The organism is Microbacterium sp. GXF7504, assembly GCF_054798235.1.
In genome coordinates, this window is sequence record NZ_JBSJZI010000006.1 from 120,200 (window position 1) to 135,341 (window position 15,142).

The following is a 15,142-nucleotide window of genomic DNA, read 5'->3' on the forward strand; positions in this document are numbered from 1 at the left end:
GGTATCGTGAGGCGCGTGACCGCCGCCATCCCCACCCCGTACGAAGACCTCCTCCGCGACGTGCTCGCACACGGCACGCACAAGTCCGACCGCACCGGCACCGGCACCACCAGCGTGTTCGGGCGGCAGATCCGCTTCGACCTGTCCCTGGGCTTCCCGCTCATCACCACCAAGCGGGTGCACATGAAGTCGATCGTGTACGAGCTGCTGTGGTTCCTGCAGGGCTCGTCCAACGTGCGGTGGCTGCAGGAGCACGGCGTCACCATCTGGGACGAGTGGGCGGATGCGGACGGCGAACTCGGCCCGGTCTACGGGGTGCAGTGGCGTTCCTGGCCGACCCCGGGCGGCGACACGATCGACCAGATCACCGAGGTGGTCGAGCAGATCCGCACGAACCCGGACTCGCGCCGACTCATCGTCTCGGCGTGGAACCCGGCGGACATCCCGGACATGGCGCTCGCCCCCTGCCACGCGCTGTTCCAGTTCTACGTCGCCGACGGCCGGCTCTCCTGCCAGCTCTATCAGCGCAGCGCCGACATGTTCCTCGGCGTGCCGTTCAACATCGCGTCCTACGCGCTGCTCACGATGATGGTCGCGCAGCAGACCGGCCTCGAACCCGGCGACTTCGTCTGGACCGGCGGCGACTGCCACGTGTACGACAACCACCGCGAGCAGGTCGAGGAGCAGCTGCGGCGCGACCCGTACCCGTACCCGACGCTTCGGTTCGCCCGCCGGCCCGAGTCGATCCTCGACTACACCTTCGACGACATCGTGCTCGAGGACTACCGCCACCACCCGGCCATCCGCGGGGCCGTCGCGGTATGACCCGGGTCGGGCTCGTCTGGGCGCAGGCGCGCGGCGGCGTCATCGGCGCCGGCGGGGGCATGCCGTGGCACGTGCCGGAGGACCTCGCCCACTTCAAGGCCGTGACCGGCGGGCACGCCGTCGTCATGGGACGGCGCACGTGGGAGTCGCTGCCCGAGCGGTTCCGGCCGCTCCCGGGGCGCATGAACATCGTCGTCACCCGGAACGCCGACTGGCGCGGTGACGGCGCCGTCCGCGCGGGCTCCCTGGACGAGGCGCTCGCCGCCGCGCCCGGGGCGGCCGTCTGGGTCATCGGCGGCGGGCAGCTCTACCGCGACGCGATCGGCCGCGCCGACGTGCTCGAGGTCACCCACCTCGACCTCGACGTGCCCGGGGACACGTATGCGCCCCCGCTCGACGGGTTCGTCCCGGTCGAGGCCGACCCCGCGCAGGGCTGGCACCGCTCGGCCGGGGGCGTCGGGTACCGCTTCGTCCGTTACGAACCGGAGGCGTGAGCGTGCCCACCGCACTCATCACCGGCGCGAGCTCCGGACTGGGCGCCGAGTACGCCCGCCAGCTCGCCCGCCGCGGCGGCGATCTCGTGCTCGTCGGCCGCGACCGCGCGTCCCTCGAGGAGGTCGCTGGGCCGCTGCGCGAACGGGTGCGGGTGGAGGTCCTCCGCGCCGACCTGCTGCGTCCGCGCGAACGGGCGAAGGTCGAGGAACGCCTGCAGGACCCGTCGCGGCCCGTCGACCTCCTCGTCAACAACGCCGGCTTCGGACTGCCCCTCGCGTTCGAACGGAACGACGTCGAGGACGAGGTGCGGCACCTGCAGCTGCACGTCGAGGTGCCGATGCGGCTCGCGCACGCCGCGCTCGGACCGATGCTCGCACGCGGTCGCGGCCGCATCCTCAACGTCGCCTCGGTCGCCGCGTTCACCCCGCGCTCCACCTACGGCGCCGCGAAGGGCTGGCTCGTCTCCTTCAGCCGCTGGGCGAACACGACCTACGCCGAGCGCGGCGTCACTGTCACCGCCGTGTGCCCCGGCTACACGCACACGAACTTCCACGAGCGGCTCGGCCTGCCGCCGGGGGAGGAGGGCATCCCGGACTGGATGTGGCTGCATGCCCGGGACGTGGTCTCCGAGTCGCTCCGCGATCTCGCCCGCGGCAAGGCCGTCTCGGTGCCGACCCTGCGCTACCGCATCCTCACGACCGTCGCGCGCTTCGCACCCGACCGGGTCGTCGCCCGCATCGCGGGCCGCGGCCGCTGACCCGCGCGAGACCACATCCAATCGCATGTGGTCTCGCGGGATGCATGTGGTCTCGGCGACCGCGGTGCGGGCGCCGCCGTGACTCAGGCGAACCGGCCGAGGCGGATCCCCGCGTAGGCGAGCGCGGCCACGGTCTCACCGTCGCCGATGCGACCGTCGGCGACCATCGCCAGCGCGTCGGCGAACGGCACCCACGCCATCTCGTCGATGCCCTCCTCGTGCTGGGTCGCCGCCGCATCGCCGCCGGCGCGGAGCCCCCGGGCCAGGAACACGTGCTCGGGCGCGTCGGCGACCCCGTTCAACGCGTGCATCGTGCCGATCGCGGTCCACTCGTCCGCCACCAGCCCGGTCTCCTCCAGCAGTTCGCGCTTCGCGGCCACCAGCGGCTCGTCGCCGTCGCAGCCGCCCGCCGGCACCTCCCACGACGTGCCGGTCGTGTACCGCTCCAGCCGCACCAGGCACACCCGGTCCTCGTCGTCGAGCGCGACCACGAAGACGGCCGGATGCTGCATCCGCACCACCCCGTAGATGCCGTCGCCGTCCGGCCCGGTCACCCGGTCCTCACGGACGTGGATCCACCGGTTCTCGTACACGGTGCGGGTCTCGTGCGTGCGCCAGGCCATGCGCCCAGCCTACGAGCGCCGCTCGGAGGCGGCGGCGGAACCGATACCCTAAGAGGCATGACGCATGCGGGCAACCCCTTCGGACAGGTCCTCGTCGCCCTCGTCACCCCGATGACGGCGGACGGCGAGGTCGATTGGCCCGCCGTCGAGCAGCACATCGACGACGTCATCGTCTCGGGCGCCGACGGCATCGTGGTCACCGGTACGACCGGCGAGACCTCCACCCTCACCGACCCCGAGAAGCTCAAGCTCGTCGAGGTCGGCAAGTCGGTGTCCGCCGGTCGCGCGAAGATCATCACCGGCGGCGGTTCGAACGAGACCGCGCACGCGATCGAGCTCTACAAGGCCAGCGAGAAGGCCGGCGCCGACGGCATCATGATCGTCACGCCGTACTACAACAAGCCGACGCAGGCCGGCATCCTCACGCACTTCCGGCTCGTGGCCGACGCCACCGACCTGCCGGTGATCCTCTACGACATCCCCGGCCGCACCGGTGTGCCGATCACGTACGAGACGATCCTGCGGCTGGCCAAGCACCCGAACATCCTCGCCATCAAGGACGCCAAGGGCGACTTCAGCGAGGTGAGCCGCGTGCTCAACCAGACCGACCTGCTCTACTTCTCCGGCGACGACGCCAACGTGCTGCCGCACCTGTCGATCGGGGCCTCCGGCCTCATCGGCGTCACCGCGAACATCACCGCCGCGCCGTACCGCACCATCGTCGACGCCGTGAACCGCGGCGACCTGCGCTCCGCGACCGAGGCGCACAAGAAGCTCGAGCCGCTCGTGCGTGCCGTCATGACCCACGTCCCCGGCACCGTGAGCGCGAAGTACATCCTCCACGGCCTCGGCCGCATCTCCAGCCCGCGCGTGCGACTGCCGCTCGTGGGCCCGGAGGAGTGGGAGGCCGCGATCATCGAGGACGAGCTCGCCCTCGTGAGCGACGTCCCCGGGGTCGACTTCTCGAACTTCCGTCCCGACCGCAACGCCGCCGCCGGCGGCGCCCTGCCGAAGGTGCACGGCACGACGCGTTGACACAACCCGCCACGAGGCGGGACACAGACGCCCGACCGGGCGTGACGAAACGGATGCGGCGCCCGCGCCGCATCCGGAAAGGCAGGCGATGGCCACCACCGTGTACGATCCCCCCGCCCTCGACGCCGGAACCCTGCGCGTGACCCCGCTCGGCGGTCTCGGCGAGGTCGGGCGCAACATGACGATCTTCGAGTACGAGGGCAAGATCCTCATCGTCGACTGCGGCGTGCTCTTCCCCGAGGAGCACCAGCCCGGCGTCGACCTGATCCTCCCCGACTTCACGCCCATCCGTGACCGCCTCGACGACGTCGTCGGCGTGGTGCTCACGCACGGCCACGAGGACCACATCGGGGCCGTCCCGTACCTGCTGAAGCTGAAGCAGGACATCCCCCTCATCGGCTCGCAGCTCACCCTCGCCCTCGTCGAGGCGAAGCTGAAGGAGCACCGCATCAAGGCGTTCACGCTCACCGTAACCGCCGGGCAGCAGGAGAAGGTCGGGCCGTTCGACCTCGAGTTCATCGCGGTGAACCACTCCATCCCCGACGCCCTCGCCGTCGCGATCCGCACCTCCGCGGGGCTCGCGCTGGCCACCGGCGACTTCAAGATGGACCAGCTGCCGCTCGACGGCCGGCTCACCGACCTCCGTGCCTTCGCCCGGCTCGGCGAGGAGGGCGTCGACCTCTTCCTCGTCGACTCCACGAACGCCGACGTCCCCGGCTTCACCCCGGCCGAGCGGAACATCGGGCCGGTGCTCGACCAGGTGATCGCGAAGTCGCCGCGCCGCGTCATCGTGGCGAGCTTCTCCAGCCACGTGCATCGCGTGCAGCAGGTCATCGACGCCGCCCACGCCAACGGCCGCCGCGTCGCGTTCCTCGGCCGCAGCATGGTGCGGAACATGACGATCGCGGAGGACCTCGGCTACCTCAAGGTGCCCAAGGGCGTGCTCATCGACTACAAGAAGGCCAAGGACCTCCCGGACGACCGGATCGTCTACATGTCCACCGGTTCGCAGGGCGAGCCGATGGCGGTCCTGTCGCGGATGGCCAATCTCGACCACGCGATCGAGCCGGGGGAGGGCGACACCGTCATCCTCGCCTCGAGCCTCATCCCGGGCAACGAGAACGCGGTCTACCGCGTCATCGACGGGCTCACCAAGCTCGGCGCGAACGTCGTGCACAAGGCCAACGCCAAGGTGCACGTCTCCGGGCACGCGGCGGCCGGCGAACTGCTCTACTGCTACAACATCCTCCAGCCGAAGAACGTGCTGCCGGTCCACGGGGAGTACCGCCACCTGATGGCGAACGCCAAGCTCGCGCAGGACACCGGCATCCCCGCGGAGCGCACGATCCTCGGTGAGAACGGCACCGTCGTCGACCTGAAGGACGGCGTCGCGGAGGTCGTCGGGCAGCGTGACATCGGGTTCGTGTACGTCGACGGCTCCACCGTCGGCGAGATCACCGACGCCGACCTGAAGGACCGCCGGATCCTGGGCGAGGAGGGCTTCATCTCCGTCATCGCGGTGGTCGACGCCGCCACCGGCCGCGTCATCAGCGGTCCGGAGATCCACGCGCGCGGCTTCGCCGAGGACGACGCCGTGTTCGAGGACGTGAAGCCGAAGATCGCCGCCGCGCTCGCCGAGGCCGCCTCCTCGGGTGTCCGCGACACGCACGCGCTCTCGCAGGTCATGCGCCGCACGATCGGCCGCTGGGTGAACCAGCGCCTTCGCCGTCGCCCCATGATCGTGCCGCTGGTCATCGAGGCCTGAGCGTCGTCGCTAGGATGCGGGCATGACCGAGGGTCCCCGCATCCGCCCGGCCGGGCAGGGCGACGGCGCGTTCCTCGCGGACATGGTGGTCGAGGCCGCGAACTGGCGCGACGGCGCCGCGCGGCCGCGTCACCAGGTGCTCGCCGACCGTGCGCACAGCCGGTACATCACCGGGTGGATGCGGCCGGGCGACGCCGGATCGGTCGCGCTCGACGAGCACGACGAACCGGTCGGCGCCGCCTGGTACCGGACCTTCCCGCGCAGCGAACCGGGCTTCGGGCACGTCGGCACCGGCGTTCCCGAGCTCATCATCGGCGTGCGGCCGATCTGGCGCTCGCACGGGGTCGGGCGGTCGCTGCTGCGCGCGCTCGTGACGACGGCGCGGGCGGAGGGGTACGCCCGGCTGTGCCTGAGCGTGGAGACCGGCAACTTCGCCCGCGCGCTGTACCGCAGCGAGGGGTTCGAAGCGGCCGGGGAGGACGCCGGGCGCGAGACGATGGTGCTGCGCCTGCGGTGAGGCGACCCGGCCGGTTCGCCGCGTCGCTCCCGGGCGGTGGGGGCACCCGGTCATAGCCTGGAGCGCATGGCCAGGAGTACCGGCACGAGCACGCGCGGCCGCAGCACGAGCGCGAAGTCGACCTCGGGCGCCCGCAAGAAGCCCGAGCCCGCACCGAAGCGCTACGTCGGCGACGACGAGAAGCCGCCGTTCGCCGTGCGCGCATGGCTCGGACTCGCCCACGGCGTGGGCGGGCTCTTCCGCGCCTTCGGGCCGGAGAACCTGGAGAAGGACCAGCGTCGCGACGGGTTCCCGTTGCTGCTGGTGCTCCTCGCCGTCGCCGGGGCGACCGTCGAGTGGTTCTTCATCGGCAACGAACCGGCGGCGCTCATCAGCGCGTACACCGTCGGCGGGCTGCTCGGCCGGCTCGCGTTCCTGCTCCCGGTGCTGCTGGTGCTCCTCGCCGGATGGCTCTTCCGCCACCCGTCGTCGGTGCACGACAACGGCCGGATCGGCATCGGGTTCGCGCTGTTCGTCGTCACCATCGCCGGGTTCTGCCATGTCTTCGGCGGACGCCCCGCACCCAGCGAGGGCCTGCCCGCACTGAGCGCGGCCGGTGGCCTGTTCGGCTGGATGGCGGGGGAGCCGCTGGCGATGCTCCTCACCCCGGTGGGCGCCGCCATCGTGCTGGGCCTGGTCGCAGCGCTCAGCGTCCTCATCATCACCAAGACCCCGCCGAACCGCATCGGTCAGCGCCTCGGCGACCTGTACGCCTGGATGTTCGGCGCCGAACGGCCCGAACCCCGCACCGAGACCGCGGTGACCGCGAAGCTCCCCGAGCAGGACGACGCGGACGCGACCGAGAGCATCCCGTGGTGGCGTCGCAACAAGTCCGGACGCGAGGAGGACCCGGCCGACACGGCGGGCACCCAGGACCTCACCGAACTCCTCGGCGGCGGCACGTCGACCCAGGGCGGGTTCGAGCAGGCGCTCGCCCCCGAACCGGTCGTCCCGCCGATGCCGCCCATGCCACCCGCCCCCGACGCCCTCACCGAGGTCATCGACCCGTCCGTGCTCGCCGCGGCCGAGCGCGCCGCCGCGGAACGCGGCGCGGGCACGGGGCTCCAGGACGACGGCGACACCGGCGAGTTCGAGACCCTTCCCGAGGTCGACGGGTTCGGCGCCGGCGGCGACCGGCTGCCGCCCTCCACCCCCTACGTGCTGCCGTCCGTCACGGCGCTCGCCACCGGTGACGCACCCAAGGCGCGGTCCGAGGCGAACGACCGCATCGTCGCGGCCATCATGGGCGTGTTCGAGCAGTTCAAGGTCGACGCCCGCGTCACCGGGTTCTCGCGCGGGCCGACGGTCACGCAGTACGAGATCGAGGTCGGCCCCGGCGTGAAGGTCGAGCGGATCACCGCGCTGACCAACAACATCGCCTACGCGGTGGCCTCGAACGAGGTCCGCATCCTCGCCCCCATCCCCGGCAAGAGCGCCATCGGCGTGGAGATCCCGAACACGGACCGCGAGATCGTCACCCTCGGCGACATCCTCCGGTCGCCGGCCGCGCAGAAGTCCACCCACCCGATGACGATCGGTGTCGGCAAGGACGTCGGCGGCGGGTTCGTCGTCGCGAACCTCGCGAAGATGCCCCACCTCCTCGTCGCCGGTTCCACCGGCTCGGGCAAGTCGAGCTTCGTGAACTCCATGATCACGAGCCTGCTCATGCGGGCGAAGCCGTCCGAGGTGCGGATGGTGCTCATCGACCCGAAGCGGGTGGAGCTCACCAGCTACGCCGGTGTGCCGCACCTGATCACGCCCATCATCACGAACCCCAAGAAGGCCGCCGAGGCGCTCCAGTGGGTCGTGAAGGAGATGGACATGCGGTACGACGACCTCGCGTCGTTCGGGTTCCGCCACATCGACGACTTCAACAAGGCGGTCGTCGCCGGCCAGATCCAGCTGCCCCCGGGCAGCGAGCGGGTGCTGAAGCCCTACCCGTACCTCCTCGTGGTCGTGGACGAGCTCGCCGACCTCATGATGGTCGCCCCGCGCGACGTCGAGGACTCGATCGTCCGCATCACTCAGCTCGCCCGCGCGAGCGGCATCCACTTGGTGCTGGCCACCCAGCGTCCGTCGGTCGACGTGGTCACCGGTCTCATCAAGGCGAACGTGCCCTCGCGCCTCGCGTTCGCGGTGACGAGCGTCACCGACTCCCGCGTCATCCTGGACCAGCCCGGTGCCGACCGACTCATCGGCCAGGGTGACGGGCTCTTCCTCCCCATGGGCACCTCGAAGCCCCTCCGCGTGCAGGGCGCCTGGGTGAGCGAGGCCGAGATCGAGAAGGTCGTCAAGCACGTGACGGGCCAGGCTCGGCCCGAATACCGCGCGGACGTCGCCGCCGCGGCGGAGAAGAAGCAGATCGACGCGGACATCGGCGACGACCTCGAACTGCTCCTCGCGGCCGCCGAGCAGATCGTGTCGACCCAGTTCGGCTCCACCTCGATGCTGCAGCGCAAACTGCGCGTCGGCTTCGCGAAGGCCGGCAGGCTCATGGACCTCCTCGAGTCCCGTGAGATCGTCGGACCCTCCGAGGGCTCGAAGGCGCGCGACGTGCTCGTGACCCCCGACCAGCTGCCGGCAGTGCTCGCACGCCTGCGCGGCGAGGACGTCCCCGAACCCGCCGCATCCGCCGCGCCCGCCGAGGACGACCCGTACGCCGGGGACCCGGTCGAGCAGCAGTTCGCCGGCCTCCCGGTGGAGGACGAGGACGGCGACGAGGACGCCTGGCAGCTGACCGGCCGATAGGCTCGCACCGTGGCAGTACCGAGGCAGTTGCCGAACGCGATCACGATCGTGCGCATCCTGTGCGCGCCGGTCTTCCTGTGGCTGCTGCTCGCCGACGGGGGCGCCGACGGCGCCGCCCGGTGGTGGGCGGGCGTCCTGTTCATCGTCGCGATCGCGACGGACGGCATCGACGGGCACATCGCCCGCAGGCACGACATCGTCACCGACCTGGGCAAGCTCCTCGACCCGATCGCCGACAAGGCGCTCACCGGATGCGCGTTCGTCGGGCTGTCGATCCTCGCCGAGCTCCCGTGGTGGGTCACGGTGATCGTGCTCGTCCGTGAGGTGGGGATCACGGTCTACCGCCTCGCGGTCGCCGGGGAGAACGTGCTCGCCGCCGCCTGGATGGGCAAGCTCAAGACCGTCGCGCAGGCGGTGGCCCTCTCCCTCGCCCTGCTGCCGCTGTGGACGCTCGTGGGCGACTGGATCGTCTGGGTCAACATCGTGACGATGTGGATCGCGGTGCTCCTCACGGTCGCCAGCGGCGTGGACTTCGTGGTCGGCGAGGTGCGCGCGCACCGCGCCCGCAAGGGGGAGCGCGCATGAACCACGGGGAGGCGGCGGCGTTCGACCACGACCCGCTGGACGACGCCACCACGATCGTCCGGCGTCGGCGCCGGACCGACCCGGAACGGGTCGTCGACCGGCTCACCGAGCTCGGCTGGACCATCGGGGTGGCGGAATCGCTCACCGGCGGCCTGCTGTGCGCCGAGCTCGTGTCCGTCCCCGGGGCGTCGGCGTGTGTGAACGGCGGCGTCGTCGCCTACGACCCGGCGCTGAAGTCGTCGCTCCTGGGCGTGGACGCCGCCTACCTCGCCGAGCACGGCGCGGTGCAGGCCAAGGTCGCCCGGCAGATGGCCGAGGGTGCACGCGAGGCCACGGCCGTCGCGGGCCGCCGCGCGGACGTCGGCGTCGCGACCACCGGCAACGCCGGGCCGACCTCGTCGGACGGCCAGCCGGTCGGCACCGTCCACATCGCCGTGGCGACCGCGCTGGGCACCCGGGTCGAGTCGCTGCTCCTCGAGGGCGACCGCGACGAGATCCGCACGCAGACGGTGCGGCGTGCGGTCCGGCTGCTGCTCGCCGCGCTGTGAGGAATACGGCGCGGTGAGGATTGCGTTACATTCAGTGATTCTCACCCCGTGTCCAGCGCGGGGGTCTAGATTGTCAGCACCTGGAGAATGCACCGTGGGCCGGACGGCACCACGCGGAGTCGATTGAGGAGGGGACCCGACATGATCTTGGTACGTCACGAGATCGGGGAAGTTCTGCGGGACTTCCGCCAGCAGAAGGGGCGCACCCTCCGTCAGGTGGCGAGCCGTGCGAGCGTCGCCCTCGGCTACCTCAGCGAGGTGGAGCGGGGACAGAAGGAAGCCTCCAGCGAGATCCTCGGCGCGGTCGCCGAGGCGCTGGACGTGCCGATCGCGACGATCATGCGCGAGGTCGCGGACCGGCTGTCGGTGCTGGAGGGGCTCACGCCGTTCCCCGACGTCGTCCCCGACGAGCTGGTCGCCGAGGTCGAGCCCGAGCTCTCGCTGCGCTGACGCGCCCGCACGTGCGTCGCAGCGAATTCGACCGCGCCGTCGCCGACGAATTCGGCGACCAGGCGGGGTACCTGCTGACCGACCTCTCGCTGCCCGACGCGGGCGGCAGGTCGGCCTCCGCGGCCCTGGCGGCCGGGGTGCCTCCGCGCGAGGTGTGGCTGGCGCTGTGCGCCGAGATGGACGTGCCCGAGCACCGGCGCTACGGGGTCGGTCGCATCGAACGACGCGGACGCTGACCCGGCGTGTCGTCGAAGATCTGTTCGATGACCGCGTAGTCTCCTGCACAGAGGTCGTCGCACCGACGGCACTCCACGGATGCGGCGGCCCACCGGCGATGTCGGAACCCCTCCCTACCGTGGGTCGCACGACAACCTCTCCGCCTTGTCGCAGCATCCCGCCGAATCCCCGGCGGGAGCGCGACAGCCTACAGGCGACAGCGACGCGAGCAGAAGGAGCACGCCATGCCATCACCCGCCGACCGCGAGAAGGCCCTCGAATCGGCCCTCGCCCAGATCGACCGGCAGTTCGGGAAGGGCTCGGTCATGCGGCTGGGCAGCGACGAGCGCGCCCCGGTCGAGGTCATCCCCACCGGCTCCATCGCCCTCGACGTCGCCCTCGGCGTCGGCGGCCTGCCGCGTGGCCGCATCATCGAGATCTACGGCCCGGAGTCGTCGGGAAAGACGACGCTCACCCTGCACGCGATCGCCAATGTGCAGCGCGCGGGCGGGATCGCGGCCTTCATCGACGCCGAGCACGCGCTCGACCCGGAGTACGCCAAGAAGCTCGGCGTCGACATCGACTCCCTGCTGGTCTCCCAGCCCGACACGGGTGAGCAGGCGCTCGAGATCGCCGACATGCTCGTCCGTTCCGGCGCCATCGACCTGGCCGTCATCGACTCCGTCGCGGCACTCGTGCCGAAGGCCGAGATCGAGGGGGAGATGGGCGACTCGCACGTGGGTCTGCAGGCGCGACTCATGTCGCAGGCGCTGCGCAAGCTCACGGGTGGCCTGAACCAGACGAACACCACGATGATCTTCATCAACCAGCTGCGTGAGAAGATCGGCGTCTTCTTCGGCTCGCCGGAGACCACCGCCGGTGGAAAGGCGCTGAAGTTCTACGCGTCGGTCCGCCTCGACATCCGCCGCATCGAGACGCTGAAGGACGGCGGCGAGGCCGTCGGCAACCGCACCCGCGTGAAGGTCGTCAAGAACAAGATGGCGCCGCCGTTCAAGCAGGCCGAGTTCGACATCCTCTACGGCACCGGCATCTCGCGCGAGGGCAGCCTCATCGACTTCGGTGTCGAGCACGGCATCGTCAAGAAGTCCGGCGCCTGGTACACCTACGACGGCGAGCAGCTGGGGCAGGGCAAGGAGAACGCCCGCAACTTCCTGCTGAAGAACGTCGACGTGGCCGCCGACATCGAGACGAAGATCAAGGCGAAGCTCGGGATCGGTCAGCCCAAGGCGGCCGCAGAGCCCGCACCGCCCGCCGTCGCCGAGCTGGCGAAGAAGCGCCCGGCCTGATCGTGGTCCGCTTCGTCGAGGACGACGAGGACGAGCAGCCGGGGGAGACCCCGGCGCTCGCCCCCGTCATCCCGCTGTTCGGCGCCGACCGTGCGGCCCGCGACGGCGGACGCGCGGACAGCCGGCACGACGGGGCCCCGACGTCGTCCGTCCCGGACCGGGACGGTCCCCGCGCACGTCAGCGGGTGCGCGCCGACGGCGACGCCGCGACGCCCGCGGAGCCCGACGCGGACGCCGCCGCCGAGGCGCTGCTGCGCAAACTCGCGTCACGGTCGCTGTCGGTGATCGAGGCCCGTGGGGTGCTCGAACGTCTCGAACTCGACCGGAGCGCCGCCGACGCGATCATCGCCCGCTACGAGGAGCTCGGTTACCTCGACGACCATGCCCTCGCCGAACATCTCGTCGACGTGGCGTCCCGTCGCAAGGGGCAGGGGCGACGGGCCATCGCCCGGTCGCTCACCCAGCGAGGCGTGCCGCGCGAGGTCACCGACGCCGTGCTGGCGCAGCTGCCCGACGACGACGAGGAGCGCGCGATCGAGTTCGCCCGGACGAAGGCGCGCGCGATGCGCGGACTCGATCCGCAGGTCGCCCTCCGGCGGCTCGTCGGGCAGCTGTCCCGCCGCGGCTACCCGGGCAACGTCGCCATGAGCGCGGCCCGTGCCGCCCTCGACGGCGGCGAGGACGACTGAGCGCGGATTCCGTTCGGCGGAAGACGCCGGGTCCGCCGCCCGCGGAACGCGGGAGACTGGGCACAGAACGGAACGGGAGGCACCCATGTCGGACCAGCTGCAGCAACTCGTGGACACCCTCGCGGTCGACGGGTTCCGGATGTCGGTCGATCGCGCCGACGACTCCGCGGTGGTCGTGGTGACCGCCGACGAGGGCGTCTGCGGCGATTGCCTCGTGCCCCGCTCGGTGATGATGAGCTACCTGGGGTCCGCCCTCGAGCTCGACGCCTCGCGGATCACGCTCCAGTACCCCGCGGACGCACCGCACTGATCCGTGCGCTGATCACGCACGAACCTCGCCGCCCGCCGCGGCCTCCGCACCCCGAGGGGTCGGAACCGCGACGGGCGGCGTCGTCGTGTCCGGGCTCAGGCCGCGGTCGGCGGCCGGCCCTGCGCCGACGGCGCACCCAGCACCCGGGAGATCGCCCGCGCGGTCGCGGAGAGCGCCGGGAGCGTGCTCTGCGGCGGCATCTGGCCGCTCTTGTGGACCGTCACCGACAGCGCCGCGATGATGCGGTCCCGGGGACCGCGCACCGGGACCGCGACGGCGACGGCGTCCGTCGTGATCGAGTCCTCGACCACGGCCACACCGGTCCGACGCACCTCCGCCAGCACGCGCCGCAGCCGCTCCGGATCGGTGACCGTGCTCGCGGTGTACCGCTGCAGCGGCGAGGCGAGCACCTCCTCGCGGAACTCCGTCGGCGCGAACGCGAGCAGGATCTGCCCCGTGCCGGTGGCGTGCAGCGGCCAGCGGCCACCGAGACGGCTGAGCACGCGGGCGCCCTGCCGCGAACGGAGCGACTCGACGTACACCACGTCGTGCCCGTCGCGCACCGCGAGGTGCACGTTCGCGTTCGTCGCGGTCTGCAGGTCGCCGAGGTAGGGGAGGGCGACGTCGCGCAGGTGCATGCCCTTCGGCTCCAGCGCACCGAGCTCGAGCACCCGCATCCCGATGGCGTACCGGCCGTCGGGATGCCGGTCGAGGGCACCCCAGTCGTGCAGCTCGCCGACCAGCCGGTGGGCGGTGCTGAGGGTGAGTGACGCGCGGCGGCTGATGTCGCTCAGCGAGAGCAGCAGGTGATCCTGGTCGAAGGCGTCCAGGACGGCGAGCACGCGCTGGGCGGCGGTGCGTTGCTCCGGCGGGGCAGGGCGAATGTCAGTGATGGTCATCGTTGACCGACCTCCGTGATGTCCATGACGGGATGCGGGTTCTCGTCGAGCACAGGTGTGAGCAAACGTACTCGCTCCTTCCGCCGGCCGGAAGGAGCGGCGGGGCGGTCCGCGCGGGCTTCCGGCAGGCGGGACACGGTCACACCCGGGCGTCGCTCGGGCGGCGGGGCGCCGGGCGCCGGTTCTCCGCGGCGTAGACCGGCGAACCGAGCAGGAACGGGATCGCCGCCTTCCGGGTCTCGTCGATCGGTTCGTCCGGGAACGCCTGCTCGATCGTCGCATGGCGCTCGGCGACGCCCGCGGCGAACTCGGGGTGCGTGAGGATGAACAGGTCGTTGCGCCGGACGCCCTCGAGCACCCGCTCGCCGGCCTCCTCCGCGCTCATGTACGGCTGCCGGGCGGCCGCCTCGGCGAACGCCGGGTCGGGCGGGGCGTAGCCCGACTCGCCGTACTGCGACGGACGGTTCGCGACGGCGGTCGCGATGTTGCTGTGGGTCGGTCCCGGACAGTAGGCGGAGACGCCGATGCCCTCGGGGGCCAGCTCGATCGCGAGGGCCTCGGAGAGTGCGATGACACCGGCCTTCGTCATGGAGTAGAGCCCGGCGACCACAGGCATGAGGCCCGCCATTGAGGCGGTGTTCACGATGTGCCCGCCGCGCCCGTGGGCACGGATGCGGGGGAGGAAGGCGAGCAGACCGTTGCCGACGCCCTTGATGTTGACGTCGACGACCCAGTCCCAGTCCGCGGGGGTCGCCGCGGCGACCGGCCCGGTGAGGCCGATACCGGCGTTGTTCACCAGCACCGAGATCGGGCCGAGCTCGGCCTCGATCCGGTCTGCGACCCGCTCGAGTGCTTCGCGATCGGTGACGTCCGCCTGCAGCGCCAGCAGCGGCAGGCCCGCTCCGGCGAAGCGCTCGCGCGCCTCCTCCAGGTGCGCGGCCCCGCGACCGAGCACAGCGACCTTCGCGCCGGCCCGGGCGAACGCGAGTGCGATCCCCAGCCCTATCCCGCTGGTACCGCCGGTGATGACGACGACCTCGTCGCGGACGTCCTGCATGTCGTGCTCCTTCCCACGTCGTCGTGGTGGCTCTCAGCGGGATCAAACCCCACCGGGACCGCCACGGACGCGCAGCCTTCCGTCAGACGGAAGCAGCCGGCATCCCGGAGCAGGCGACGCCGTCGGCCCCGACGGTTCGGCCGCATCGGCTTCCGTGTGGCGAAAGGACGCTAGGCGGTCGTCTCGGGCTCGCTCCAGGGTGGTCGTAATCCGCGGGGCGACCCGCCACGGTCCGGGCATGGGCGCCCGGACCGGGTGAGGCGTCCTGGATGCGTGT

At 71.6% G+C, this 15,142-nt stretch carries 17 protein-coding genes; 14 read left to right on the plus strand and 3 right to left on the minus strand.

Translation table 11 applies throughout. The features are described 5' to 3' along the window. Positions 1 to 15: 15 nt before the first annotated feature. From ACWAUO_RS14410 to ACWAUO_RS14420, 3 genes are read left to right on the plus strand one after another with little or no spacing between them, the layout of a single operon-like run. Positions 16 to 825, plus strand: a complete 810-nt coding sequence (locus ACWAUO_RS14410; protein ID WP_460776404.1) for a thymidylate synthase — start codon at positions 16 to 18, stop codon at positions 823 to 825. Then, positions 822 to 1,319: a dihydrofolate reductase gene (locus ACWAUO_RS14415; RefSeq protein ID WP_460776405.1), complete on the plus strand. Its 498-nt coding sequence runs from the start codon at positions 822 to 824 to the stop codon at positions 1,317 to 1,319. The genes ACWAUO_RS14410 and ACWAUO_RS14415 overlap by 4 nt, the downstream gene beginning before the upstream one ends. A gap of 2 nt (positions 1,320 to 1,321) precedes the next feature. Next, positions 1,322 to 2,077 carry an SDR family NAD(P)-dependent oxidoreductase gene (locus ACWAUO_RS14420; RefSeq protein ID WP_460776515.1) on the plus strand — a complete coding sequence of 252 codons (756 nt, stop codon included), beginning with the start codon at positions 1,322 to 1,324 and terminating at the stop codon, positions 2,075 to 2,077. Positions 2,078 to 2,160: 83 nt separating this feature from the next. Here ACWAUO_RS14420 and ACWAUO_RS14425 read toward each other — a convergent pair whose 3' ends face one another. Continuing rightward, positions 2,161 to 2,700 (minus strand): NUDIX domain-containing protein, encoded by a 540-nt coding sequence (locus ACWAUO_RS14425; RefSeq protein ID WP_460776407.1) that lies wholly within the window; start codon positions 2,698 to 2,700, stop codon positions 2,161 to 2,163. A 57-nt stretch (positions 2,701 to 2,757) separates the two neighbouring features. Here ACWAUO_RS14425 and dapA point away from each other — a divergent pair, with 57 nt between their 5' ends. The 11 genes from dapA to ACWAUO_RS14480 all read left to right on the plus strand — a co-directional run bounded on the left by dapA (position 2,758) and on the right by ACWAUO_RS14480 (position 12,909). Next, positions 2,758 to 3,735: a 4-hydroxy-tetrahydrodipicolinate synthase gene (dapA, locus tag ACWAUO_RS14430; RefSeq protein ID WP_460776408.1), complete on the plus strand. Its 978-nt coding sequence runs from the start codon at positions 2,758 to 2,760 to the stop codon at positions 3,733 to 3,735. Between the two features lie 88 nt (positions 3,736 to 3,823). Then, entirely contained in the window at positions 3,824 to 5,500 is a 1,677-nt protein-coding gene (locus tag ACWAUO_RS14435; RefSeq protein ID WP_460776410.1) for a ribonuclease J, read from the plus strand. Between the two features lie 22 nt (positions 5,501 to 5,522). After that, positions 5,523 to 6,017 (plus strand): GNAT family N-acetyltransferase, encoded by a 495-nt coding sequence (locus tag ACWAUO_RS14440; RefSeq protein ID WP_460776411.1) that lies wholly within the window; start codon positions 5,523 to 5,525, stop codon positions 6,015 to 6,017. A 66-nt stretch (positions 6,018 to 6,083) separates the two neighbouring features. Continuing rightward, a complete protein-coding gene (locus ACWAUO_RS14445; RefSeq protein ID WP_460776412.1) occupies positions 6,084 to 8,804 on the plus strand; it encodes an FtsK/SpoIIIE family DNA translocase in 2,721 nt (906 codons plus the stop codon). 9 nt (positions 8,805 to 8,813) lie between these two features. After that, positions 8,814 to 9,389 (plus strand): CDP-diacylglycerol--glycerol-3-phosphate 3-phosphatidyltransferase, encoded by a 576-nt coding sequence (gene pgsA, locus ACWAUO_RS14450; RefSeq protein ID WP_460776414.1) that lies wholly within the window; start codon positions 8,814 to 8,816, stop codon positions 9,387 to 9,389. Next, positions 9,386 to 9,937, plus strand: coding sequence for a CinA family protein (locus ACWAUO_RS14455; RefSeq protein WP_460776415.1), 552 nt, complete (start codon positions 9,386 to 9,388; stop codon positions 9,935 to 9,937). Before pgsA ends, ACWAUO_RS14455 begins: the two co-directional genes overlap by 4 nt. 141 nt (positions 9,938 to 10,078) lie before the next feature. Beyond that, on the plus strand, positions 10,079 to 10,387 hold the full coding sequence (locus ACWAUO_RS14460; RefSeq protein WP_460776417.1) for a helix-turn-helix domain-containing protein: 309 nt from the start codon (positions 10,079 to 10,081) through the stop codon (positions 10,385 to 10,387). A gap of 11 nt (positions 10,388 to 10,398) precedes the next feature. After that, positions 10,399 to 10,623: a DUF3046 domain-containing protein gene (locus ACWAUO_RS14465; RefSeq protein WP_460776419.1), complete on the plus strand. Its 225-nt coding sequence runs from the start codon at positions 10,399 to 10,401 to the stop codon at positions 10,621 to 10,623. Between the two features lie 225 nt (positions 10,624 to 10,848). After that, on the plus strand, positions 10,849 to 11,910 hold the full coding sequence (recA, locus tag ACWAUO_RS14470; RefSeq protein ID WP_460776420.1) for a recombinase RecA: 1,062 nt from the start codon (positions 10,849 to 10,851) through the stop codon (positions 11,908 to 11,910). Between the two features lie 2 nt (positions 11,911 to 11,912). After that, entirely contained in the window at positions 11,913 to 12,599 is a 687-nt protein-coding gene (locus ACWAUO_RS14475) for a regulatory protein RecX (protein ID WP_460776421.1), read from the plus strand. Positions 12,600 to 12,684: 85 nt separating this feature from the next. Continuing rightward, a complete protein-coding gene (locus tag ACWAUO_RS14480; protein WP_460776423.1) occupies positions 12,685 to 12,909 on the plus strand; it encodes a hypothetical protein in 225 nt (74 codons plus the stop codon). Between the two features lie 95 nt (positions 12,910 to 13,004). Here ACWAUO_RS14480 and ACWAUO_RS14485 read toward each other — a convergent pair whose 3' ends face one another. Both ACWAUO_RS14485 and ACWAUO_RS14490 read right to left on the minus strand, forming a co-directional pair. Then, on the minus strand, positions 13,005 to 13,808 hold the full coding sequence (locus tag ACWAUO_RS14485) for an IclR family transcriptional regulator (protein WP_460776424.1): 804 nt from the start codon (positions 13,806 to 13,808) through the stop codon (positions 13,005 to 13,007). 139 nt (positions 13,809 to 13,947) lie between these two features. After that, positions 13,948 to 14,865: an SDR family oxidoreductase gene (locus tag ACWAUO_RS14490; protein WP_460776426.1), complete on the minus strand. Its 918-nt coding sequence runs from the start codon at positions 14,863 to 14,865 to the stop codon at positions 13,948 to 13,950. Positions 14,866 to 15,142 lie beyond the last annotated feature (277 nt).

Excerpts from the sequence above, each read along its gene's own strand:
- ACWAUO_RS14485 (WP_460776424.1), bottom strand. The coding sequence starts at position 13,808 with ATGACCATCACTGACATTCGCCCTGCCCCGCCGGAGCAACGCACCGCC.
- ACWAUO_RS14415 (WP_460776405.1), top strand. The coding sequence starts at position 822 with ATGACCCGGGTCGGGCTCGTCTGGGCGCAGGCGCGCGGCGGCGTCATC.
- ACWAUO_RS14445 (WP_460776412.1), top strand. The coding sequence starts at position 6,084 with ATGGCCAGGAGTACCGGCACGAGCACGCGCGGCCGCAGCACGAGCGCG.
- ACWAUO_RS14460 (WP_460776417.1), top strand. The coding sequence starts at position 10,079 with ATGATCTTGGTACGTCACGAGATCGGGGAAGTTCTGCGGGACTTCCGC.
- ACWAUO_RS14455 (WP_460776415.1), top strand. The coding sequence starts at position 9,386 with ATGAACCACGGGGAGGCGGCGGCGTTCGACCACGACCCGCTGGACGAC.
- ACWAUO_RS14435 (WP_460776410.1), top strand. The coding sequence starts at position 3,824 with ATGGCCACCACCGTGTACGATCCCCCCGCCCTCGACGCCGGAACCCTG.
- ACWAUO_RS14480 (WP_460776423.1), top strand. The coding sequence starts at position 12,685 with ATGTCGGACCAGCTGCAGCAACTCGTGGACACCCTCGCGGTCGACGGG.
- dapA (WP_460776408.1), top strand. The coding sequence starts at position 2,758 with ATGACGCATGCGGGCAACCCCTTCGGACAGGTCCTCGTCGCCCTCGTC.
- ACWAUO_RS14440 (WP_460776411.1), top strand. The coding sequence starts at position 5,523 with ATGACCGAGGGTCCCCGCATCCGCCCGGCCGGGCAGGGCGACGGCGCG.
- ACWAUO_RS14490 (WP_460776426.1), bottom strand. The coding sequence starts at position 14,865 with ATGCAGGACGTCCGCGACGAGGTCGTCGTCATCACCGGCGGTACCAGC.
- ACWAUO_RS14425 (WP_460776407.1), bottom strand. The coding sequence starts at position 2,700 with ATGGCCTGGCGCACGCACGAGACCCGCACCGTGTACGAGAACCGGTGG.
- recA (WP_460776420.1), top strand. The coding sequence starts at position 10,849 with ATGCCATCACCCGCCGACCGCGAGAAGGCCCTCGAATCGGCCCTCGCC.